The organism is Streptomyces sp. NPDC101234 (genome assembly GCF_044767525.1).
Classification (GTDB): domain Bacteria; phylum Actinomycetota; class Actinomycetes; order Streptomycetales; family Streptomycetaceae; genus Streptomyces; species Streptomyces sasae.
In genome coordinates, this window is the sequence record NZ_JBIWOA010000073.1 from 1 (window position 1) to 23,479 (window position 23,479).

The 23,479-nt window shown below is 67.4% G+C and carries 18 protein-coding genes; 14 read left to right on the plus strand and 4 right to left on the minus strand.

Translation table 11 applies throughout. The annotated features are described in order from the left end of the window. Window positions 1-380 precede the first annotated feature (380 nt). Window positions 381-2,381 carry an RICIN domain-containing protein gene (locus ACIRR9_RS54305; RefSeq protein WP_403768998.1) on the minus strand — a complete coding sequence of 667 codons (2,001 nt, stop codon included), beginning with the start codon at window positions 2,379-2,381 and terminating at the stop codon, window positions 381-383. Window positions 2,382-2,961: 580 nt separating this feature from the next. Between ACIRR9_RS54305 and ACIRR9_RS54310 the strand changes: the two genes are divergently transcribed. From ACIRR9_RS54310 to ACIRR9_RS54340, 7 genes are all read left to right on the plus strand, one after another. Next, the gene (locus tag ACIRR9_RS54310; RefSeq protein ID WP_403769001.1) at window positions 2,962-3,960 is read left to right on the plus strand and encodes a LacI family DNA-binding transcriptional regulator; all 999 of its coding nucleotides are present in this window, start codon (window positions 2,962-2,964) and stop codon (window positions 3,958-3,960) included. A gap of 350 nt (window positions 3,961-4,310) precedes the next feature. After that, window positions 4,311-5,609, plus strand: coding sequence for an ABC transporter substrate-binding protein (locus ACIRR9_RS54315; RefSeq protein ID WP_403769004.1), 1,299 nt, complete (start codon window positions 4,311-4,313; stop codon window positions 5,607-5,609). A 54-nt stretch (window positions 5,610-5,663) separates the two neighbouring features. Then, window positions 5,664-6,548: a carbohydrate ABC transporter permease gene (locus ACIRR9_RS54320; protein ID WP_403769008.1), complete on the plus strand. Its 885-nt coding sequence runs from the start codon at window positions 5,664-5,666 to the stop codon at window positions 6,546-6,548. Window positions 6,549-6,554: 6 nt separating this feature from the next. Then, a complete protein-coding gene (locus ACIRR9_RS54325) occupies window positions 6,555-7,451 on the plus strand; it encodes a carbohydrate ABC transporter permease (RefSeq protein ID WP_403769011.1) in 897 nt (298 codons plus the stop codon). Then, on the plus strand, window positions 7,448-10,051 hold the full coding sequence (locus ACIRR9_RS54330; RefSeq protein WP_403769014.1) for a family 78 glycoside hydrolase catalytic domain: 2,604 nt from the start codon (window positions 7,448-7,450) through the stop codon (window positions 10,049-10,051). The genes ACIRR9_RS54325 and ACIRR9_RS54330 overlap by 4 nt, the downstream gene beginning before the upstream one ends. Window positions 10,052-10,179: 128 nt before the next feature. Beyond that, window positions 10,180-11,610, plus strand: a complete 1,431-nt coding sequence (locus ACIRR9_RS54335; RefSeq protein WP_403769017.1) for a family 43 glycosylhydrolase — start codon at window positions 10,180-10,182, stop codon at window positions 11,608-11,610. Window positions 11,611-11,845: 235 nt separating this feature from the next. Then, window positions 11,846-11,968: a hypothetical protein gene (locus ACIRR9_RS54340; RefSeq protein WP_403769020.1), complete on the plus strand. Its 123-nt coding sequence runs from the start codon at window positions 11,846-11,848 to the stop codon at window positions 11,966-11,968. 40 nt (window positions 11,969-12,008) lie between these two features. Here the strand turns inward: ACIRR9_RS54340 and ACIRR9_RS54345 are convergent, their stop codons facing one another. Continuing rightward, window positions 12,009-12,977 (minus strand): LysR family transcriptional regulator, encoded by a 969-nt coding sequence (locus ACIRR9_RS54345; RefSeq protein ID WP_403769023.1) that lies wholly within the window; start codon window positions 12,975-12,977, stop codon window positions 12,009-12,011. Between the two features lie 130 nt (window positions 12,978-13,107). On the opposite strand from ACIRR9_RS54345, the gene ACIRR9_RS54350 reads away from it, so the two are divergent. The 5 genes from ACIRR9_RS54350 (at window position 13,108) to ACIRR9_RS54370 (ending at window position 18,200) form a co-directional block, all read left to right on the plus strand. Beyond that, window positions 13,108-14,268 carry an iron-containing alcohol dehydrogenase gene (locus ACIRR9_RS54350; RefSeq protein WP_403769026.1) on the plus strand — a complete coding sequence of 387 codons (1,161 nt, stop codon included), beginning with the start codon at window positions 13,108-13,110 and terminating at the stop codon, window positions 14,266-14,268. A gap of 24 nt (window positions 14,269-14,292) precedes the next feature. Further along, window positions 14,293-15,810: a CoA-acylating methylmalonate-semialdehyde dehydrogenase gene (locus ACIRR9_RS54355; RefSeq protein ID WP_403769029.1), complete on the plus strand. Its 1,518-nt coding sequence runs from the start codon at window positions 14,293-14,295 to the stop codon at window positions 15,808-15,810. Continuing rightward, window positions 15,803-16,795, plus strand: a complete 993-nt coding sequence (locus ACIRR9_RS54360; RefSeq protein ID WP_403769032.1) for an enoyl-CoA hydratase/isomerase family protein — start codon at window positions 15,803-15,805, stop codon at window positions 16,793-16,795. Before ACIRR9_RS54355 ends, ACIRR9_RS54360 begins: the two co-directional genes overlap by 8 nt. 317 nt (window positions 16,796-17,112) lie before the next feature. Then, the gene (locus ACIRR9_RS54365; RefSeq protein ID WP_403769035.1) at window positions 17,113-17,532 is read left to right on the plus strand and encodes a hypothetical protein; all 420 of its coding nucleotides are present in this window, start codon (window positions 17,113-17,115) and stop codon (window positions 17,530-17,532) included. Continuing rightward, on the plus strand, window positions 17,517-18,200 hold the full coding sequence (locus ACIRR9_RS54370; protein ID WP_403769038.1) for an adenylate kinase: 684 nt from the start codon (window positions 17,517-17,519) through the stop codon (window positions 18,198-18,200). Before ACIRR9_RS54365 ends, ACIRR9_RS54370 begins: the two co-directional genes overlap by 16 nt. A 717-nt stretch (window positions 18,201-18,917) precedes the next feature. On the opposite strand, the gene ACIRR9_RS54375 is transcribed toward ACIRR9_RS54370, so the two are convergent. Together ACIRR9_RS54375 and ACIRR9_RS54380 are read right to left on the minus strand one after the other, a co-directional pair. Next, window positions 18,918-19,799, minus strand: a complete 882-nt coding sequence (locus ACIRR9_RS54375; RefSeq protein WP_403769041.1) for an IclR family transcriptional regulator — start codon at window positions 19,797-19,799, stop codon at window positions 18,918-18,920. A 511-nt stretch (window positions 19,800-20,310) separates the two neighbouring features. Further along, window positions 20,311-21,144 (minus strand): SDR family oxidoreductase, encoded by an 834-nt coding sequence (locus ACIRR9_RS54380; RefSeq protein WP_403769043.1) that lies wholly within the window; start codon window positions 21,142-21,144, stop codon window positions 20,311-20,313. A 70-nt stretch (window positions 21,145-21,214) separates the two neighbouring features. Here ACIRR9_RS54380 and ACIRR9_RS54385 point away from each other — a divergent pair, with 70 nt between their 5' ends. Both ACIRR9_RS54385 and ACIRR9_RS54390 read left to right on the plus strand, forming a co-directional pair. Continuing rightward, complete coding sequence (locus tag ACIRR9_RS54385; RefSeq protein ID WP_403769046.1) at window positions 21,215-22,441, plus strand: acyl-CoA dehydrogenase family protein; 1,227 nt, start codon at window positions 21,215-21,217, stop codon at window positions 22,439-22,441. Window positions 22,442-22,608: 167 nt separating this feature from the next. Next, window positions 22,609-23,103 carry a MarR family winged helix-turn-helix transcriptional regulator gene (locus tag ACIRR9_RS54390; RefSeq protein ID WP_403769048.1) on the plus strand — a complete coding sequence of 165 codons (495 nt, stop codon included), beginning with the start codon at window positions 22,609-22,611 and terminating at the stop codon, window positions 23,101-23,103. The last annotated feature ends 376 nt before the right edge of the window (window positions 23,104-23,479 follow it).

A 23,479-nucleotide genomic window follows, 5' to 3' on the forward strand; every position in this document is an offset into this window, starting at 1 on the left:
GCGTTTTCCGGGGTCGGGGGGGCCGCGTGCGGCGCGGGGGGTAACCCGACCGGGGAGCCTGGGCCGGTTAAGTGACGGGGGGGGGGGGTGGGGGCCCCCCCCCCCCCCCACCACCTGAGGACCGGCACACCATCGCGCCGCCGCGAACACCTCGGCGGCGCTGTGGGTGCCGGTGTCGGCACATCATCCTTCCGGCCCGGTACCGGTGACTCGACGGCCCGGGCCGGCAGTGCCCGTAGCGGGGAGGTGCCTGGATGCCACGGCCCGGGCAGGTCGAGGGGGAGACGGACGAGCGGGAGACGGACGAGCGGTGCCGGACCGGATCGCGGACGCGTTACTGACGTGGTCGTCTCCGCCGGAGCCGCCTGTTCGGAAACCAGCTAGTTGATCTTGGTGATCGTCCACTGCTGAGAGGACGCCGACGACGAGGTCTCCTGGTCGAGCAGGGCTCCATTGCTGGTCGACGCGCCCACCACGGCCAGGGTCAGTCCGCTGGCGCGGTTGATCACCTGGTACTTGCCTGCGCCGGTGTCGGTCAGTGACCACTGCTGGGAGGTCGCGCTCGAAGCCGGCTTCTGGACGACCGCGCTGCCGTTGGCGGTGTTCCCGGCCGAGTCCAGGACGTCACCGGAGTTCAGGTTGGTGATCGTCCAGTAGGAGCCGTTCTGGGTGAAGGTCCAGTACTGGTCGGGGTGGTTGACATTGCGGTACTGGTCGGCCTGGGTGCCGCTGCCGTTGCCGACCGTCTCCGCGTAGTTCCCGCTGTTGACGTTGGCCATGACGTACTGACCGCTGCCGAAGTCCGGGGCCGCGGTCTGGACGAGGTTCCACCGCTGGTTGGCTACCGAGGTGAGCGGGGCCTGGGTGACCTGCTCGTTCGTGGAGGTCTGGCCGCCGGAGTCGGTGGCCATGGTGAGCGCCAGATCACTGCGCCGGTTGGTGATGGTGTACCCGCCGGCGGGGGAAGGTTTGACCGCCCAGTCCTGCTCGGCGCCGCCCGTGGACGTCCACTGGATCTCACCGGTGCCGGAGGACAACGAGCCGCCGGGAACGGCGAGGTACTTGCCGCTGAAGGTGTTGAGGATGCGGTAGTACCCGTTGCTCTGGAGTTGGAACTGCCAGTTGTGGTCGGAGGTTCCGTTGTCCGGTGCCTGGACGACCTGGGATCCGGTGTTGGCGTTGGGGACGCCCAACACCTGGGAGCTCAGGTTGTTCTGGATCTTGTAGGTGGCGCCAGTGGAGATGCCACCGCCGTAGTCGTCGATGCCGTAGGTCACCTTGTTGGTGCCGTCGGTGACCAGTGCGCCGCCTCTGGTGACCAGCAGACTCTTGCCGTCGGCGAGGGGGAGCAGGCCGCGGCTGTAGCCCTGGATCGTGTTGGAGAACATGCGCACCCAGGTCGCGCCGTTGTCGGAGCTCTCATAGAGCTGCTGATCGCTGTACGCCTGCACCACGATAGTGCCGTTCGGACCGCCGGCGGGCAGCCAGGTGACGTACGGGTCGCCGTCCGGCTTGTGGTTGTCCGTGGTGATGAGCTGCACCCCGGTCACCGAGCCGAAGTTCTCCGGGTCGTCAGCGATCTTGTAGTAGACCGGGCAGCCGCCGCTTGGAGCGTTGCAGTACTCGTAGGTGAGGATGTACTTGCCGTTGCCGAGGCGGGCCACGATCGCCATGCCCGGCCGGGCGGCGTAGGCGGGGTAGGCGACGTCGTCGACCTCGGAGGACCAGTTGACGCCGTCGGTGGTGGTGAAGTGGGCCAGCTTCTGGCCGTGCGCCGGGTCGCGCTGGTCGGAGATCCAGGCGATGAGCTTGTTGTTCGCCACCATGAAGTACGGCTCCCACACCGGGGTGTTCCCGTTGGTGTCGACGGCCTTGCCGCCGGTGGCGATGGAACTCACGAAGGACCAGGTGACGCCGTGATCGGTGCTGGCGTACATGTTGATCTTGGTCTTGGAGTTGTCGGTGGGTATGGAGTCGCCTGCCGCGATGATCGTCCCGGCCGGGAACGAGCCGATCGCCTGTGGCAGCTCGTAGAGCACAGGTTCCAGCTGGATGTTGTTCCACGAGTTCACCTGGTCGTTGATCGTGGAGATCTGCGTCCAGGTGTGTCCCGAGTCGGTGCTGCGGTACACCGGCATGCCGTTGCCCGAGTACTGCTCGAAGGACGCGAGGAGCGTGCCGTTGGAGTCGGTGCTCTGCTGGAGCCTGATGGCATGGGCGTAGAGCGAGCCATAGGACGGCGCTCCGCTCGGCGGCTGCCACATGGTGCCGCCGCTGTAGGTCACGGCGCCGGCGGGCAGCGTCGACGTTGTGAAGGACATCAGCACGGCGGTAGCGCCGACGACAGCGGCCTTCGCCAACGCGTTTCGTCTTCTGGGCATGTTTTCGAGACTCCCTCGCCGTTGAGAGGTGATGCGAGAAGACGGCATGCAAGCGGGAACCGGCCCGTCGGCCGGCGCGGGCCAGGCGTTCTGTCCAGGACCAGGACCAGGACCAGGACATGGGGCGTGCGGCCACGAGGGTTCCGTGGGCGTTTCTGCATGCCGTGGTACGGCAGATCGGCAACCACTCGATTGATGCGTTTCAATCTGTTGCCGGTTGGAGGCTTGCACGCTCCCTGCGAGTCGTCAAGACCGGAGGTCGTGATTCCCCAGATCAACCCTTCAGCCGCGTCGGCGTTCACAGGTGCTGCGCGGTCGCCTCGGTTGGCTGACGGTCTGCGGGCGTGCGAGGGTCGCGGTGTCCTGTGACCTGGTCTTATCGATTGGCCATTCAGTAGCCGGAAGGCGTGCTCGGGCGTTATCATTAGAGCGTTTCAACGCGCATCATGTATTCTGCTGCCTGCCCGCGACAGCCCCGGTCACTACGAGTGCCCCGCGGTCTCGGGTTGGATGAGACCGGAGGTCGAGGAGCGCTGTGGCAACCGCCCGTCCGCGAGTGCAGGGGCATGCTGGTCCGAGCATGCAGGACGTCGCCGATGCCGCGGGCGTTTCGGTTGGTACCGTCTCCAACGTCCTGAACCATCCAGGGAAGGTGAGCCCCGGGACGGCGCAGCGTGTCCGCGAAGCCATCAGCCAGCTGGGATTCGTGCGCAACGACGCCGCCAGGTCGCTGGTGTCGGGCTCGACCAACAGCGTCGGCATGGTTCTCGCGGACATCGAGAACTCCCTGTTCATCGACATGGCGCACGGTGCTCAGGACGCCGCCCGCGCGATCGGCCAGAACCTGTTGCTCGCGAACACGGCGTGCGACATGACGCTTCAGGACGACTACCTGGATCTTTTCGACGAGTCCCGGGTTACGGGTGTGCTGCTGGCTCCGATGCAGGACTCCTCGGTCGGCATCGCTCGCATCCGTTCGCACGGGCGTCAGGTTGTGCTCCTGAACTACGCTCCGCGACCGGGCACGTGCTGCTCGGTGCTGGTCAACAACGAGCACGTCGGATACCTCGCGGCCCGCCATCTCATCGACACCGGACGCACGCGCCTGGCGTACGTGGTCGCGCACGACGACTACCAGCCCGTACGCGACCGCCGTCGCGGGGTGCGCGCGGCGGTCGAGGAGGCGGGTCCCGGCGTCACCCTGGAGGAGATCGACAGTGTCGGCCTGACCGCTTCCCACGGACATGTGATCGGGCGGGATCTCGTGCGGCGAGCACCGGGTGATCTGCCGGACGGTCTGATCGTCGTCACCGATGAGCTGGCCAATGCCATCATCCACGAGCTGCATACTGTGGCAGGGGTCCGGGTGCCGGAGCAGATCGCGATCGTCGGTTGCGAGAACAACCGTGGTGCGGGCACCGCGGCCGTACCGCTGACCGCGGTGGACATGCCCGGTCGCGTGATGGGGCAGGAAGCGATCCGGCTGCTGATGGACGAGGTGGCCGCGGGTAAGCAGCATCGTCATGCCACCGTCGTGCTGGAGCCGGAGTTGATCGTCCGCGCCAGCGCGCCTCTCTGACGGCCCGTAGCCAGCGCATCAAGGGGACATGCGCGAGACGCGCGGAGCGGATCGGCAGGATCGGCTCGCTGTTCGCGTTGAGCGTGTCGGCGCCTGAGCGGGATCCTCCATGCCGGCGTGCTCGGGTGGCAGTCCGAGGGCGCCCGCCGCACTTAATGTCGGCGCACCGTGCCTGACCAGCAGCTTGTCGCTTCGCCCCGGGGTCGCTCCTCCGGACGACCGCTCCGGCGGCCTTGCGTCGCGCTTCGGAAACATCCGCGACAGATCCTTGACACACGCCCAAACGGGTCATAGGTTCCCGGCATCCCTACATTGAAGCGTTTCAACGCTCCGTGTGCCGAGGAGAACCCGTGCACAAGACCCTCAGAACCCGCCGTATCGCCCTCCTGGCGACCGCTGCCACCACGAGCCTGCTGCTGAGCGCCTGCGGCGGCGGGAGCGTCTCGAGCAGCGATGCCAAGGCGTTCACCCTCACCATCAACGACGACAACCACATCGTTCAGCAGGAGCTCACCGCGCTGGGCAAGGGCTCATGCGCCGCGCAGGACAAGGCTCTGCCGCTGAAGATCCAGACGCTGCCGATCGGAAACGTCGACCAGAAGGTCCAGCTGCTCGCCGGCCAGAACGCCCTGCCCGTGCAGTTCGCGGCGGGCGGTACACCGCAGCTCACCAAGACCCTGGACAAGGCCGGGCAGGTCCTCGACCTGGAGAAGACGCTCAAGGACCTCGGCGTCTGGGGCGACATCCAGCCGGCGGCCGTCAAGACCGTGCAGAACCTGTACGGCAAGTTCAACGTCATGCCCTACCAGTTCAACATCGAGGGCATCTGGTACAACAAGAAGCTCTTCGCCGACCACCACCTCGCCACCCCGGCGACCTACGACCAACTGGTCGCGGCGGCCGCGAAGTTCAAGGGCGCCGGTGTCACCCCGTTCGCCGCGGACGGCAAGGACGGCTGGCCGCTCACCCGTCTCGTCAGCGGCTACCTCTACCGGGAGCTCGGCCCGGACGCCCTGCAGGCGGTCGCGGACGGCAAGGCCAAGCTGACCGACCCCGCCTATGTGAAGGCCGCGCAGGCCATCGCCGACCTGGGCAAGGCCGGCTACTTCGGCAAGGGCGTCGGATCGATCGACTACGACACCGCGGTTCAGCAGTTCCTCACCGGCAAGGCCGCCATGTTCTACATGGGCAGCTGGGAACTCGGCGACTTCAACGACAAGACCAAGAACAAGATCGGTGCGGACAACGTCGGCTTCATGCCGTTCCCGACCGTCGCGGGCGGCAAGGGCAGCGCGGACCAGATCCCGGCCAACGTCGGCCTCCCGGTCGCCGTCTCCGCCAAGTCGTACAACGCCAAGGTCGGCGACTGGCTGTCCTGCATCACCAAGAACTACGGCGCCGCCTCGTTGAAGGATCAGGGCACGGTCTCCGGGTTCAGGCCGAACGGTGACACCGGCACCCTGCCCCCGCTGACGCAGACGGTGCAGGACACCATCACCAAGACCAAGACCAGCACCCTGTGGTTCGAGGCGCTGTTCAACACGAAGGCGACGGAGACCAGCCAGACCAACGCCGCGCCGCTCGTCACCGGAACCCTTTCGGCCAAGGACTTCATGACGAAGGTCCAGGCCGATCTCGACAACGGCTGACCCCTCCCGCCCCACCGCGATCCGCCGCACCCACCCCTTCGTGAGAGAGCCGTCATGCGTTCAGTTCTGGGAGACCGCCGTGCCATCGCCGTCCTGCTGGGTCCGGCACTGCTGGTGTACACGCTGGTGATGCTGGTGCCGATGGGCTGGTCCCTCGGCTACACCTTCTTCAAGGGCAACGTCATCGAGGGCTTCACTTTCGGAGGGCTGGGCAACTTCCAGAAGCTCTGGCACGACCCGCAGGCGCACTCGGCGCTGTGGTTCACCTTCAAGTACGGGATCGTCGTCACCGTCGGGCAGGTCCTCTGCGGTTATCTGCTGGCCCTGCTCTACGTTTTCGTCCTGCGGAAGTCGTCTGCGGTCGTCCGCACGCTCGTGTTCTTCCCGGTGATCCTGCCGACGGTCGCCGTGGCACTGATGTTCCAGAAGCTTTTCGCCGTCGCGCCCCAGAACGGCCTGGCCAACATCGCCCTCGAAGGCCTCGGCATCCACCACGGCGACTGGTTCGCCAGCGCGGGCGGATCCTTCATAGTCCTCGTCGTCATGGACGTCTGGCGCTCCATGGGCTTCTACGGCGTCCTCATCTTCGCGGGGCTCCTCGACATACCCGACGAGACCCTCGAATCGGCGCGGCTGGACGGCGCCACCGGATGGCGCCTGATCCGGCACATCGTCCTGCCGCTGTCCGCGCCCGTGCTGCTGTCGTCCGTCGTGTTCAGCATCAACGGCACCCTCAAGGTGTTCGACTCGGTCCTCGCCCTGACCAACGGCGGACCGGGCAGCGACACCACGCCCCTGACCCTCTACATGTTCCGCACCGCCTTCTCCTACGGCGACTACGGCTACGGCAGCACCATCGCCTCGCTGCTCACCGTCGTCTGCCTCGGCGTCACCCTCGTCATCTTCCGCTTCTCGCGCCGCGACCTGACCAAGGGCTGAACTCCCATGACCGACTCCCTGACGGCACCGTCGCGAGAACTCCTCGCCCGCCCCCGGGCCACTACCCTGCAAGGGCGCGCGTACGCCCGCCGCCTGACGCGCAATCTGCTCGTCGTCCTGCTGGTAGCCGTCGAAGTGACGCCGCTGCTGTGGCTGGTGCTCAGCTCCTTCAAAACCCAGTCCGAGTTCGTCAACGACCCCGCCTGGTCGCTTCCGGGGAAGTGGGACTTCCACAACTACGCCGAGGCGTGGACGACCGGGCACGTCGCCCTCTACGTCCGCAACAGCCTTCTGGCCACCGTGCCCTCGCTCGCGCTCATCATCGTGCTCGGTACCGCGGCCGGCTTCGCCCTGGAGGTCATGATCTGGCGTGGCCGCCACCAGGTCCTCCTTGTCTTCCTGGTGGGCATCATGGTGCCGAGCCAGATGATCCTGCTCCCGTTGTTCCGGGTGTACTTCCAGACCGGGCTGTCCGGGACGATGTGGCCCCTGATCATCACCTACACCGCAGTCGGCCTCCCGCTCACCGTCTTCATGATGGCCACCTATTTCCGCGCCGTCCCGCGCGAGATCTTCGAGGCCGCCACCCTCGACGGGGCCGGCATGCTCACCGCCTTCTGGCGGATCGGATTCCCCGTCGTCCGCAACGCCGTCTTCACGGTCGCGCTGGTGCAGTTCTTCTTCATCTGGAACGACCTGCTCATCTCGCTCACCTTCACCACCAACGACGACCTGCGCACCATCCAGGTCGGACTGCTGAACTTCACCGGCCAGTACGGCGAGACGTCCTACGGCCCGCTGTTCGCCGCGATCAGCATCAACGTCGTCGGCGCCCTGGTGCTCTACCTGCTGATCAACCAGCGCATCATCAAGGGCCTGACCGCCGGGGCGGTGAAGGGATGAGCCGCGAGCGGATACCCACGGTGGCCGCGCCGACCGCGGAACACCACCGGGAGCCCCTCGGCATCGGCGAGTCATCGCCCCGGATCTCCTGGAAGACCACCGCACCTGTCGGCTGGACGCAGCAGGCCTACCAGATCGAGGCCACCCGCGCCGGCGGCACCCACCGCACCGACTGGGTGACCTCCCGGGACTCCGTGCTCGTCCCCTGGCCCCTGCCACCGCTGGCATCCCGCGAACGCTGCGAGATCCGCCTGCGGGTCCGCGGAGCCGGCCAGGTGACCAGCGAGTGGAGCCCGTTGCTTCACATCGAGGCCGGCCTGCTGACACCGGCGGACTGGACAGCGCACGCGATCTCGCCGCACGGGCCGGAGCGGCCGGCCACTGAGCGCCGCCCGCCGCTGCTGCGCAAGGAGTTCGAGGTCGGCGCCGAGGTGGAGCGCGCGCGGCTGTACGTCACCGCCCACGGTCTCTACGAGATCGAGATCAACGGCCGACGGGTGGGCGACCACGCGCTCGCTCCCGGCTGGACCAGCTACGACCACCGCCTGCGCTACCAGACCCACGACGTCACGGACCACCTGCGCGCGGGAGCCAACGCCATCGGCGCCTGGCTGGCCGACGGCTGGTACCGCGGACGGCTGGGCTTCGGCGGCGGTCACGCCGACCTCTACGGCGACCGGATCGCGCTCATAGCCCAACTGGAGATCGTCCACCGCGACGGTACCGTCACCGTCATCGAGACCGGCTCCTCCTGGCACGCCGGCCAGGGACCGATCGTCACTTCGGGGCTGCTGGACGGCGAGACCTACGACGCGAGGGACGAACTGCCAGGCTGGTCGAGCGCTGGCTTCGACGACACAGGCTGGTCGCCCGTGGACGTCGTGACGAGGGATCCGGCGACATTGGTCGCCCCCACCGGCCCGCCGGTGCGCTGCACCGAGGAGATCAGCCCGACCCAGGTGACCGTTCTGGACGGCGACCGTCTCCTGGTGGACTTCGGCCAGAACCTCGTCGGACGGGTCCGCGTCACCGTCGACGGACCGGCCGGACACACCGTCGTCATCCGGCACGCCGAGGTGCTCCAGGACGGAGAGTTGTGCGTACGCCCGCTGCGCGACGCTCTCTCCACCGACCGGTACATCCTGCGCGGCGGCGCTCCAGAGACCTGGGAGCCGCGCTTCACCCTCCACGGCTTCCGCTATGCCGAGATCACCGGCTGGCGCGGCGGCGACCCATACCGCGACATCGTCGCCCGTGTCCACCACACCGACATGACGAGAACCGGCTGGTTCGAGTGCTCCAACGAACAGGTCAACCGGCTCCACGAGAACGTGGTGTGGAGCCTGCGCGGCAACTTCGTCGACATCCCCACCGACTGCCCGCAGCGTGACGAGAGGCTCGGATGGACCGGCGACATCCAGGTCTTCGCCCCCACCGCAGCCTTCCTCTACGACTGCCACGGCATGCTCACGTCCTGGCTGCGCGACGTCGCCGTCGAGCAACACGACGACGGGACCGTCCCCTGGTATGTGCCCGAGATCCCCGGGGGCCCGCAGTGGACCCCGGCCAGACCGGGCGCCGGCTGGGGAGACGTCGTAGCACTTACTCCCTGGGATCTCTACCAGGCCTCGGGCGACACCAGGCTGCTCGCTGCTCAGTACGAGACCGCACGTAGGTGGGTCGACCTCATCACCGAACTCGCCGACGAGTCGGGCCTGTGGAACCGCGGCTACCAACTCGGCGACTGGCTCGACCCGTTTGCTCCACCGGACGACCCCGGGGCCGGACGTACCGACCGGCACCTGATCGCCACCGCGTACTACGCCTGGTCCCTGCGACATGTGGCATGGACCGCCGACGTCCTGGGGCGTGCGGACGAGCGGGTCCGCTACGAGGACCTCGCGCGACGCGTCCGGCAGGCCTTCGCCGACGAGTACGTGCTGCCTGGCGGCCTGATGACCAGCGACACCCAGACCGCCTACGCCGTCGCCCTCCGGTTCGACCTTCTCCCCGATGCGGCAGCCCGGGACAGGGCAGGGGAGCGTCTGGCCGCACTGGTCGAGGCCGGCGGGCACACCATCCAGACCGGTTTCATCGGCACACCGCTGGTGGCACCCGCGTTGAGTGCCGCGAACCATGACGACACCGCTTACTCCCTGCTCCTTCAGCAGGAGTGCCCCTCGTGGCTGTACGCGCTCAAGCACGACGCCACCACCGTGTGGGAGCGCTGGGACAGCATGCTGCCCGACGGCACGGTCAACCCCGGCGAAATGACCTCGTTCAACCACTACGCACTCGGCGCGGTCGCACAATGGCTGCACACCACGGTCGCCGGGCTCAGCGCGAGTGCGCCGGGCTACCGCGACATCGTCTTCCGCCCACGTCCCGGCGGTGGCATCACCTGGGCGAGCGCCGCTCACGAGTCGCCGTACGGCCGCGTGGCGATCCGGTGGGAGCTGCGGGAATCGGAACTCACCGTGGAGACGACCGTGCCCACCGGAGCGACAGCACGGATCGAGTGGCCTGGCGGAGGCGTGACCAACCTGCCGACCGGGGCCACCACCATCTCGAGGTCGGCCGTCGGCCCGGCCAACGAGTGACCGCCATCCAGGCCCGCATCGAACCCGCCCGACAGGACGGGGGCGTACCGGGGCGGCGGCCGTGAGCCGAAGCCCGCACGCGGGCTGAAGGTTCGTGTCAACACCACAGCGAAACAAAGGAGTCTCGCGTGACCGACTATCACACCGAAGAGCCACACACCGGAACATCCAGACGGCCCGGCCGTCCCGTCCTCGCCGCGATCATGGTCGTGCTCCTGACCGTTCTCGGTTTCGTCAGCGCCTCGCCCGCCCGGGCCCTCAGCGGTGACCTCCGTATGCACGACCCGAGTGTCGTCAAGGTCGGCAGCTGCTACTACGGCTTCTCCACCGGATTCGAGAACGACCCCCTCAATCCCAGCGGATCCATCACCATCCGCAAGACCTGCGACGCCACCCCGGCCACCGGATGGACCAAGGTGGGCAACGTCTGGGAATCGACCCCGTCCTGGATCACCGCCAAACTCGGCTCGACCCCGCCGAACATCTGGGCCCCGGATATCAAGTACTTCAACGGCGTCTACCACCTGTACTACGCCGGCTCGCTCTGGGGCACGAGCTACGCCGTGATGGGTCTGGCCACCGCCACCAACATCGAGGGTCCCTGGACCGACCAGGGCATGGTCACGGACGTCAACTACCCGATCGACCCCAACGTCGACTGGGGACCCGACGGCCGTCTGTACATCTCCTGGGGCTCCTGGACCGGCAGCGGCACCTACATGCACGTACTGGACCAGTCCACCGGCAAGCTGTCCACCACCGACAACAACCTCTGGCACATCGCCGTCGGCATCGAGAACCCGACCATCATCCTCGACAGCGGCTATTACTACCTCTTCGGCTCCAAGGGCAACTGTTGCAATGGCGTCAACAGCACCTACTACACGGTGGTGGGCCGGTCCACCAGCATCACCGGACCGTACCTCGACCAGAGCGGCACGGACATGGCCTCCGGCGGCGGCACCACCGTTCTCACCGGTGCCTACCCCAAGGTGGCCGCCGGAGGTGCGGACGCCTACGATGACGGAACGTCCAAGTTCCTCGCCTACCACTACTACGACGGCGACAACTCGGGGCAGGAAACCCTCGACATACGGCAGGTGACCTTCGCGAACGGCTGGCCCGTCATCGCCAGTCCGCTCGGGGCCGCGAACAACCACCTGCTGAACCGCAACAGCGCCAAGTGCGCGGACGTCTGGTACCTGAGCACCGCGGACGGGGCGGCGGTGAACTCCGGCAACTGCAACTCCGGGACCAACCAGCAGTGGGTTTCCACTGCCGTCGGCTCCAACTACGAGCTCGTCAACGTCAACAGCGGTAAATGCCTGCAGATCTCGGGCGCCTCCACCGCCGACGGAGCGGTGGCCGTCCAGTCGACGTGCACCGGAGCCTCTCACCAGCTGTGGACGAGGACGGCGGTGATCGGCGGATACGTCACCTTCACCAACGTCAACAGCGGAAAGTGCCTCGAGGTCGCCGGCGCGTCGACCGCCAACGGCACGGCCCTCGACCAGTCGAGCTGCACCGCCGGTGCGAATCAGCAGTGGATGGTCGTCTGAAGCGCACCAGAACACACCCCCGATCGGTGGGGACACCGGTCCGGCAGGCCAGCACGCACCTCGGCCTGCCGGGCCGACAGGCGCGTCACCCGGATGTGCCGTACGGCCAGGACTCCTTGTAGGGCGCACTTCACCCTTCGGCAGGACTCGTGGACGTCCATGGAGGAGGGCGTCAGTCAATTCGGCAACGGTCTCGCCCGGACGTCTTGCCGCACCAACCGATCGCGGAGAGTCCATGGCGCTGCGGATGGCCGTTACCGAACTCGTCGTCCTGGTACTGGCCGAGGATCTCTTCCGCCGACAGACCTTCTGGGCGATCGGCCTGCATCGGAGCGCGGAACCGGCCTGGGCAGGGTGAAGAGTCCGCTGCGGGGGGCCACAGTGGGCAGACGGGGTTCTCAGCTCTGCAGCAGTTCTGCGCTACGGTCGGTGACTTCTTGACGCAGAGCATTGCGAACGGCTTGCACCGCGGCGCTGGTGACCGCCTCCCGTCGCATGGCCAGCGTGATCGGCAGCCGGATGTCGACTTCATCGGCCAGCAGCCGCCGCAGCTGTGTCCGGTGGGCGAGGAAGGCCGGCAATACGCCGATACCGGTGCCCAGGCAGGTGGCTTCCAGCTGGGCGAAGACGTTTGTGGAGGAGAACGCGGGGGTGACTCCCGGCAGATGGCGTTCGATGTCCAGGTCTCCGACCTGGAGCATCGACTCGATGTAGAAGATCAGGGCATGTTTCCGTAGGTCCGCGGTCGTCTCGGGGAACCCGCATCTGGCGAGGTAGCCGTCGCTCGCGTACAGCCCCAGCGTGTAGTCGGTGAGGTGTTCGGTCACCAGTCGGCTGCCCGTGGGCCTGCCGATGGCCAGGGCGAGATCGAAGCCGGACGGGTGCAAGGTCAATTGCCGTGTCGCCGTGATGAGCTCGGCGTGCAACCCGGGATGGCGCAGACGTACACGAGCGAGGGCGGGGGTGGCTATGACGGTCCCGAATCCGTCGGGCGCGCTCACCCGCACGGTGCCGTGGAGTGAGGGCGCTTCGTGTCCGGACACCGAGTCGGCGACGCGGGCGAGGGCGTCCTCGATCGCGCGTGCGTTTTCCGAGACGGCCTTTCCGGCGTCGGTCAGGGTCCACCCTTCGGTGCTCCGTTCCATCAGCCGCACTCCGAGGCTCTTCTCCAGCGCGGCAATCCGACGGGAGACGGTCGTGTGGTCCACACCGAGTGCGTCGGCCGCGGTCACCAGCCGCCCTGTGCGGGCGACCGCGAGCAGATAGCGCAGGTCGTCCGCGCGCAGCCTGCGAGGGTCGATGCCGTCGCGGCCGGGCTGCGACCGTGGGACGGGTTCTTCCTCGCCTGAGGTGGAGCGGGAGTGCATGACTCCACATTATCTGCATTTCTGCAGATCCGGTCGTGCGGCATTGGGGCTTGAGCGCACATCGGCGTTGACGCACAGTCGAACAGTTGCAGCGCTCCCACTTGCCCTCCTTCTCGTCTAGGGGTTCGTCATGTCTGTCAGCCTGTCCCTGCCACGGATCATGCGGGTCGGCCCCGGCGCCGCCAACGAATTGGGCGACGTCGTCGCGGGACTTGGGCTGAGACGGCCCCTCGTTGTGACGGACGCTTTCCTGGCGGGTACGGGCGCCGCGGAGCGGCTGACAGTGACGCTCAAAGGCGCCGGTCTTGACCCGCGGATTTTCTCCGAGACGGTGCCCGACCCGACGACCGACTCTCTGGCCTCGGGACTGAAGGCGTTGCGGGACCACAAGGCGGATGCCGTGATCGGGTTCGGCGGCGGCAGCCCGTTGGACACCGCCAAGGCCCTGGCCCTGCTCGCTGTGCAGGGCGGTCACATGCGCGACTACAAGGCTCCACGGACCAACCTCGGCCCGGCACTTCCGGTGATAGCGGTGCCGACCACGGCTGGCAGCGGATCCGAAGCAACTCAGTTCACGATCATCACCGACAGCGTCACGAACGAGAAGATGCTCTGTCTGGGCCCGTCCTTCCTGCCACTCGCCGCCGTCATCGACGTCGATCTGACCATGTCGATGCCGCCCCGGCTCACCGCCGACACGGGTATCGACGCCCTCACCCACGCGGTGGAGGCGTACGTGAGCCGGAAGGCCAACCCCTTCTCCGACAGCCTCGCCCTCACAGCGATCACCAGCATCGGCCGCCATCTCCGCCAGGCCTACGCGCACGGCGCGGACGCCGAGGCCCGCGAGGCGATGATGCTCGCCGCCACCTATGCCGGCATTGCCTTCTCGAACTCCAGCGTGGCGCTCGTCCACGGCATGAGCCGCCCGATCGGCGCGCACTTCCACGTCGCCCACGGCCTGTCGAACGCCATGTTGTTCCCCGCGGTGACCGCCTTCTCCGTGTCCGCGGCTCCCGCCCGGTATGCCGACTGCGCCCGCGCTCTGGGGGCGGCCACCGCCTCGGACAGCGACACCCGGGCCGCGGAGAAGCTCGTCGAAGCTCTCCGGACGCTCTGCCACGACCTGGAAGTCCCCACACCCCGTGACTACGGCATCGACCAGGAGGCATGGACCCGTCTGACGCCTCTCATGGCGGAACAGGCTCTGGCCTCCGGGTCGCCCGCCAACAATCCCGTCGTGCCCACCATCGACGAGATCCAGAGCCTCTACTCCCAGATCTACGCCTGATTTCCCACCCGCCCAGGAGACGCGATGACCACCACAGCCAGCACCCCCGCACCCATCGACCACTACATCTCCGGTCACCTCGACGACCGCGGTGCCCAGCATCGCGGTGAGGTGTACAACCCGGCCACCGGCCAGGTGACCGGTCTCGTCGCCCTCGGCACGGCGACCGACGTGGGCGCCGCGGTCCAAGCCGCCGCCGAGGCGTTCGAGACCTGGTCCGCCACCCCACCGCACATCCGGTCCCGCATTCTGTTCCGGTTCCGGGACCTCGTGGAGCGGGAGACGGACCGGCTCGCCGCGATCATCACGGCCGAGCACGGCAAGGTGTTCGACGACGCCAAGGGCGAGATCGTCCGCGGCCTCGAGGTCGTCGAGTTCGCCTGCGGTATCCCGCAGCAGCTCAAGGGGGAGTTCTCCGAGAACGTCGCCCGCGCGGTGGACGCGGTGTCGTTGCGCCAGCCGCTCGGCGTGGTCGCGGGCATCTCGCCCTTCAACTTCCCCGCCATGGTCCCCATGTGGATGTTTCCCGTCGCGTTGGCCTGCGGGAACACCTTCGTGATGAAGCCGTCGGAGAAGGACCCCACCCTCAGCGTCGAACTCGCCAAGCTACTCACGCAAGCAGGGCTTCCGGCGGGCGTGTTCAACGTCGTGCACGGCGACAAGACCGCGGTGGACGCCCTCCTCACGCACGACGACGTCGAGGCTGTCAGTTTCGTCGGCTCCACCCCGATCGCCGAGTACGTCCACCGGACGGCCTCCGCGCTCGGCAAGCGCGTGCAGGCGCTCGGAGGCGCGAAGAACCACATGGTCGTCATGCCCGATGCCGACCTCGACCAGACGGTCGCCGCCCTGATGGGTGCCGCCTACGGCTCGGCGGGCGAACGGTGCATGGCCATCTCGGTCGTCGTACCCGTGGGCGAGGACACCGCGAACGCTCTGCGCGAGCGTCTTGTCGCGGCTCTCGCCGAGCTCAAGGTCGGCCCCGGTACCGAGAAGGGAGTCGAGATGGGCCCGCTGGTGTCCAAGGCGCACCTGGACAAGGTGGCCGGATATCTCGACGTCGGCACCGCGGAAGGCGCCGAGCTGGTCGTCGACGGTCGCCAGCTCGCGTTCCCCGGACACGAGGGCGGCTTCTTCCTCGGCGGCTCCCTCTTCGACCGCGTCACGCCGGACATGCGGATCTACCGGGAGGAGATCTTCGGACCGGTGCTGGCCATGGTCCGCGCCCAGTCGTTCGCCGAGGCACTGAAGCTGGTCAACGACCACGAATTCGGCAACGGTACGGCGATCTTCACGGCCGACGGCAACACCGCCCGCACCTTCCTTGCAAAGGTCAAGGCGGGCATGGTCGGTGTGAACGTGCCGATCCCGGTGCCCATGGCCTTCCACTCCTTCGGTGGCTGGAAGCGATCCCTGTTCGGTGACCATCACATCCATGGTCCGGAAGGCGTGCGCTTCTACACCCGCTACAAGACCGCCACCACCCGCTGGCCCGACGACAGCCAGTTGCGCGCCGAGTACTCGATGCCGATCCATGGCTGAGGCCGCTGCCGCCGACGTTCTGACGGACGTCCATCGAGGCGTCGGCCGGATTCTGCTGAACCGTCCCAAAGCGCTCAACGCCCTGACGACGGACATGGTCGCCACAATCGACCAGACGCTCGCCGCATGGGAGCACGGACAGCTGTCCGCCGTGGTGCTCGCCAGCACCGACAAGAAGGCGTTCTGCGCCGGCGGAGACATCCGAGCGATCCGTGAGAACAGCCTCGCCGGGGACACCGAGGCCAGCGAGCGCTTCTTCGCCACCGAGTACCGGCTCAATGCCCGGATCGCGGAGTATCCCGTCCCGGTCGTGTCCGTCATCGACGGCCTGTGTATGGGCGGCGGCCTTGGCCTGTCCGTCCACGGCACCTTCCGCGTCGTCGCCGAGAACACGGTGCTCGCCATGCCCGAGACAGGCATCGGGTTCTTTCCGGACGTAGGGGCAAGCTACTTTCTGCCCAGGTTGCCTGGCGCAACAGGTATGTACCTGGGGCTGACGGGGCACCGGCTTGACGCGGCCGACGCCCTGTACACGGGGCTAGCGACCCACTTCATCCCGGGAGACGGGCTCAGCACGGTCACGAACGCGTTGGCCGACAACTCCGAAGGCCCGGTGGACATCGTGTTGAAAGGTCTTGCCACCCCTTCCCCGGTGGCAGAGAGCGAACTGGCGAAGATACGCGGGGACCTGGACTGGGTGTTCGGCGCCCCCACCCTCGCTGAGATACAGAGACGCCTGCACCGTCTCGACACCCCGTGGGCGGCAGAGACGCGAGCCGCCCTGGAGGCGGCCTCGCCGCAGAGCCTGGACATCACTCACGCCTTGCTGTCCCGGGGCAGAGAACAGACGTTGCGCGCATGTCTGGGCAACGAACTCGCCCTTACACGCACCACCATCCGCACGCCGGACTTCTTGGAGGGTGTGCGCGCGGCCCTCGTCGACAAGGACCGCAGTCCCGCCTGGCAGTACTCGTCGCACGGCTGACCTGCCTGCCTGCCGGCCTGACGGTCTTGGACGGAGGCAGCGTACCGCCGTCCCAGGGCTGAGTTCCCGGGCACGGGCAACCGGAACCTGTCGGCAGGCCCAAGGCACACATCCTGGGAACCCGGACATGAAGAACATCACCTTCCGCCTGCGTGTGACCGGGGCAAAGTTGAGTCCTGGCGTCACCGGCCCGAGCCGCGGCGGGCACTGCTGCCTCTCGCCCGGCAGGTTCCGTTACTCGCGCCGGTATATCCGGGGAATGTCCAACGATCGCCGCCTGCTGTCGTCTGCCCGCACCGAGAAGGGAGTACCCGCCTGTGAGCAGCACCGAGCACTGCGCGCCGACCCCCGCTCGCAACGCGGTTCGCGAGTACGCGTTCCGCGCGCGGTGGGGATTCGCTGCTCTCACCAGAGCATCGGATGCAGAGATCGACACCATGTCCCTCGCCACGGCGGCTGGACCGCTTGGGGCTCGGAACCGGCAGATGGCGGTGATCTGGGAGGAACTTCAGTTGACCGAGTCCGGTGGCATGTCGTCGGCGCCGCAGGAGCGCCTGCGTCTGACCGAACCCCGCCTGCAGGGTATGACGGCTGAGCTTCGCACGCCGGTGAGCGTGCAAAACGATCCGCGAGGTTGGTCGTTCCACCTGGGATCCGACCTGAACGGGCCAGATCTCGTGCTCCCCACCATCGCCCCATCCACAGACAGGAGAACGAAACCATGCGCATCGTCCTGATAGGTCCACCCGGAGCAGGCAAGGGAACACAGGCCCGGGTCCTCGCGGAGCGCCTGTCCATACCTGCCATCTCCACTGGAGACCTGTTCCGCGCCCACGTCGCGGAAGGAACGGCACTGGGCCTCAGAGCCCGGGAATACATGGAAACCGGCGCCCTAGTACCCGACGAGGTGACGACAGCGATGACAGCTGCCCGCCTCGCCGAGGAGGACGCGGCCTCGGGCTTCCTCCTGGATGGTTTCCCCCGCACGGTGCGACAGGCGGAGCTGCTGGAGCAGACCCTGACGGCGCAGAGCATCGCGCTGGACCGCGTTCTCGCCTTCGACGTCCCGGACGATCATGTCGTGCAACGACTGGCCAGTCGGCGCGTCTGTGGCGACTGCGGGCGGATCCTGCACGCTGACCCGGTGGACGGCAGCGAAGCGCACTACTGCCAGAACTGCGGAGGCGCCCTCCGGAGACGTGACGACGACAGGGAAGAGACCGTCCGTAAGCGCCTGGACGTCTACACAGCGCAGACCGTGCCATTGCTCGACTGGTACACCACGCGGGCCCTGTTGACCCGCGTGCCGGCAACTGGCCTGATCGAGGAAGTGACCCGCAGGGCCCTCGCCGCTGTGCTGCCCAGCATCCTTCCGGAACTGTCAGTGTCCGCCGACGGCCGGTGACGCCAGCCGCAGCCGCTCTCGCCACGGCTCGGGGCTTCGACTCGGGCGTCCGGCTCGGGCGCGACCCGCGTGGCCGGGTCCGCGGGACGGGGCGGATGCGCCGACCTGGGAAGGCGCGCCACGCCGGGGCAGATGGCAGCGCCGCAGTCCCTACGCGGGCGTCATCGCGTCTTCGTGGCGTCGCGTGAAGGAGTCGGGTCATTGGTACCGGGCGGCCCAATCGCCCAACAGGCCGGCGGGTGGCGTCCGGATCCGGTAGAGCCGGCGCGACCGGATGCGTCGGCCGCGAATTTGGCACGATCACCCACGACTCGCCCGGCTCGTAGCGGCAGCACGCCTGGACATCAAGGGGTGGCCGCGACTGCTCCGATTCCATGAGGAGGTACGGGATCCGGCGCGAAGCGGACCGGATCGGTCAGCCGGGAGCCGACGCCGACCAGCCTGGCGCTCCTCACAGACATGCCGAGCTGGTCCAAAAGCAACGCGACATCCGCGTCCGGCAGTTCGTTCACCGCTGGCGGCCGTCGCCGGCGGCGGTTGACATGAGGTGAACCCGTTCGGTGTCCAAATATTTGGCACGGAAAGCATGTTCAATCGCCTGCGGGCATTATGGCTGAGTCCGGATTCCGCTGAGCGTGACCGCCGGATCGGAATAGGGCATCACCCAACGGGCTTCATGGGAAGTGCTGGAGCCGTGTTCCGCCGTTCGCTGACAGCTCAGGCATGGTCCGATCGGAGCCGCTCACTCAGTGCGATGGCCGCCTCTTTCAGGTGTTCGGCGAGCCGGTCGTGGTGGCGGGCGAAGCGGGCGGAGGTTGTCGAGATGCTGACGGCCGCGACAACTGTGCCCACCTCGTCCCGGATCGGAGCTGCCAGACATCGAATCTCGGGCGACACATCTCCCAGATCGTAACCAATGCCGTCCCTGCGGATCGCCTCGGCTTCCCTGCGTTGCAGGCCTGTCCCGGCGAGTACCTCGGCGGCTCGCTCCTCGGTCAAGGTCACCCGAGGCTCCGCCTGATGCGCCAGGAGGACTTTGCCTATCGCGGTCCGGGCGGCGGCGACCCGGGTACCGGGGTGGGCGCCGGTCACGCTGACGTGATGATGGCCGGGCACCGAGTCGAGATAGAGGACGGCGGAGCCGACGAGTACACCCAGGTTGCTGGTCTCCCCGGTTTCCGCGGTCAGCGAATGCAGCACTCCCACCGCGGCCTCTCGGACGTCGCGCCGTCGCATGCGGACGGCGTTCAACTCGGTGATGCGCGGGCCCAGTCGATACCGGCCGCGCCCCACCGGGTGGAGCAGTCCGATGGCGGCGACCGAGACAAGCAACCCGTGGGCGGTGGAGCGCGGCACCCCGAGTTCGCGCGTGACCTCCGCGAGACTCCACTCGGGCCGGGCCACTGTGAACAGCGTGAGCAGGTCACCGAGGCGCTCGACGGTTTTCAGTCCCATCCGGGCATCCTCACGACGTCTTTCCTTCTTGCGGGATAGTCGCATGCCACGTCCGCGGCGTGCCAGATGTACGACGGTCGCTGGTTCCCCGCCGGTGGGGTCGGCACACTCCAAAGCCGGATCGCGGACGATCCGGCAGAGCAAGGAGACAGCGTGTCGCCGACGGAGAACAGTGACGTACTCCGCAAACGCCTCAGCAAGGTGAGCCGACGTCTCATTCCCTTTCCGGCGCTGTTCCATCCGGCCGGTTCCCGCGATTGGTTCGCCCTGGGGGCGGTGGCTTCCGGCGGAATAAACGCGGATCCGGGTATCGGCGGTAGGGCTCACCTGTTTCCGGCTGATGTTTTTCTCACCCGATATTTCTCTTCGAAGTCCCGAGCGTGCTCGCTGTTTGCGAATTCGGGGCCCGAGGTCCGGTAACCCGTGTCGTCGTTTGCGTCAACGGCACCTGTCCCGGACCCCGACGCCGTCATGATCGGAGTCGGTGCTTCGCGGGTGCGTCAGCACGGACGGGTCAGCGGTGAGGAATCACCGGATCTCCGCCACGGTGAGCGGGGCGAGAAGATCTGAACCGGCTCCGCGGTCCCCCGTCCTGTCACCACGGCGGCGATCGGCCGCCTGTACCGAGGTCCGCTGACCTCGGTACCGGGCGTGCTCAGGCCGGGTCGACGAATATGTCGAGGGCGAGTTCACCTTCAAGGCCCGCAGGGCTGTAGACGGACAGATCGGTGACGCCTTCGGCCAGCAGGACCTCGTCGTCGACGAACAAGTTGCCGGTGCACTGGCGCGCGTCACGCGTAAGAACGGCGTACGCGGCGTCGGCCATGATCTGCGGGCTGCGGGCCTGCTGCGCACCGCCGACCACATTGCGTACGGCGGCCGTGTCGATCAGAGTGCGCGGCCACAACGAGTTGGCGGCGATGCCGTCGGATGCGAGTTCCTCCGCGAGTCCGACGGTGCAGAGGCTCATGCCGTACTTCGACAGCGTGTACCCCAGATGCTTTCCCACCCAGCGCGGTGCCAGGTTCAACGGAGGGGAGAGCGTGAGGACATGGGGGTTCTGCGCCAGGCGCAGGTGGGGAATCGCGGCCTTGCTCAGCAGGAACGTGCCGCGGGTGTTGATGTCCTGCATCAGGTCGTAGCGTTTCATGTCCAGCCGCTCCGACGACGACAGGTCGATCGCGCTGGCGTTGTTCACCACGATGTCGATGCCGCCGAAAGCACTGACCGCGGCGTTGACTGCGGTGCGCACGTCGTCTTCGTTGCGGACGTCGCCTACAACGGCCAGCCCCTTGCCGCCGGCTCGCTCGATCTCCTCCACCGCGGTATGGACTGTGCCTTCGAGCTTCGGATGCGGCACCGCCGTCTTGGCGAGCATCACCACGTTGGCACCGTCACGAGCCGCACGCAGGGCGATGGCGAGTCCGATGCCGCGGCTGCCTCCCGACATGAGGATGGTCCTGCCCGCCAGGTTCCGGTTCAGGGTCATGATCGAATCTCCGATCTCCGAAGTTGGTTGCACCACTAATGATATGCATCGCTAATGATATGGTCCACATATGACTTTCACTCCGGAGCGGCAGAGCGACCGGCTCTACCACGAGCTACTCGCCCCCAAGGAAACGCAGACCGTCCGCGCCTCGGTGCGCAAGATCGCAGAACGTGAGGTGGCACCGCACGCCGCGGCGATCGCAGGAGGCGACGAACGCACAGACGGTTTCCCCTGGCAGGTGTTCAACGCGCTCGCGTCGGCGGGGGTCTTCCGGATTCCCTTCGGCGGCGATGTCGGGGGCGACGGACTGAGCCACCCGGCAGCAGCCACCACCGTGGCCATCGAGGAACTGGCCTACTACTCCAGCAGCATGGCGGCCGTCTTCGACGTGCACTGCATCCTGGCGGGCAACGCCCTGCGAAACGGCACAGAGGAGCAGCGGCAGCGATGGCTGCGCAAGGTCACCGACGGCTCGGTGGTCGGCGCGTTCGCGACGACCGAGCCGGATGCCTCCAGCGACCTGTCTCCGGAAGTGGTCCAGACCGAGGCCGTACGCACCGGGGCCGGATGGGTGCTCAACGGCCACAAGCGATGGATCTCCAACTCTCCCGTCGCCGGGTTCGTCGTGGTTCTCGCCCGCACCGGCACGCGACTGAGCATGTTCATCGTCGACACGACGCTTCCGGGCGTGCAGGTCGGCCTTCCCGATCGCAAGATGGGCAACCGTGGCCAGCTCACCGCCGACATCCGGTTCACCGATGTGCGGCTCTCCGACGACGACCTCCTCGGTGGTACCGAGGGTCACGGGCTGCGTCATGCGCTTTCGACCCTGACCCGCGGCCGTATCGGCATCGCGGCCGCCGCGGTCGGAATGGCACAGGCGGCCTTCGACCACACGGTGGCCCACCTTTCGACACGACACACCTTCGGCAAGCCGGTGGCTGCCAACCAGCACTGGCAGTTCCTGCTCGCCGAACGGGCCACCGAGATCGAGAACGCCCGCTCCCTGTACACCAAGGCCGCCCTGCGCCTGGACGCCGGCAACCCATCCCCGGATCCCGAGGCCGCGATGGCGAAGCACTACGCCACCAAGCTGTCGGTCGACATGGCTCGCGATGCCGTCCAGGCGTTCGGAGGCCTCGGTTTCGCGCGTGAGCTGGGTGCCGACGGGACATCCGTCCCTGTGGAGGCGATCTACCGGGACAGCAAGATCGGTGAAATCTACGAAGGCACCAATGAGATCCAGAAGTGGGTCATCGCCCGGCAGATCTTCGGCCGGGACATCGCCGGTTGACCGCACGGCGCGAAGGGAGTCTTCATCGGACGGCGCTACGGGTGGCCAAGCCGGACTGGCCTCGGCCACTCGTCCTTCGAGCGCCGCCTGTGGCCCGCCCCCTACCACGGCTGTCTCGTACGATGGACCTGAATCGTACGCATAACTAACCATGGGTGGAATAAACGATGTCCGAGGCTCCGCTAGTACCGGGGAAGGTCGCCGAACACACCATTTGCTTGCTGGTCAAGCTGGGGCAGGTGGCATTCAGGCTCGCCGAGGAGGGCATCGGTGAGACCGGCCTACGTGTGCGCCACTACAGCGTTCTGCAGGCTTTGGCCGACAACGGGGCGATGCCGCAGTTGGCGCTCGGCTCGTTCCTCCGTATCGACCCGGCGACCATGGTGACAAGCCTCGATGACCTGGAGCGGGCCGGATATGCCGAGCGGACGAGAGATCCGCAGGACCGGCGTCGGTACGCCGTGGACATCACAGACGAGGGACGCAAGGTTCTGGACGACCTCAACCGCAGACTCGTCGCTCTCGACGGCGACATTCTCACCGACCTGGACAGCACGGAACGGCAGTCGCTGCACGCTCTGCTGGGCAGCCTCGCCGAGAGCCCGTCCTTGACGGCACTGTTCGACTCCGTCCGGGAACGGACCGGCGCGAAGGGAGCCTAGGCACCCGGAGCGGCGGAGGCCAGCCTCGACATCCACGTACTCCAGGCCGGGACTGGCGAACCCCTCGGCCTGGCTTGCGCGGTGAGGATGGCACCACGGTGGCTCGCCCGCCGCCCGCCGCCCGCCGCCCGCCGCCCGCCGCCCTCCGCCCGCCGCCCTCCGGCAAGCCGGCCTACGTGTCCAACTTCGACGCGACGGATGTGTGACTCGCGTCAGGCCAAGGTGGAGCGGCGTGGCGCGGTGTGCCGGGCGCGGCCTGCGGCCGGCTCTGTTCCTTGCTCGATTTCAGTTGTTGTCGGGGGTCATGGAGATCACGACTTTGCCGGCTTTGGTGCGGCCCTGTTCGACGTGTGCCATTGCTTCGAGTGTCTGGTCG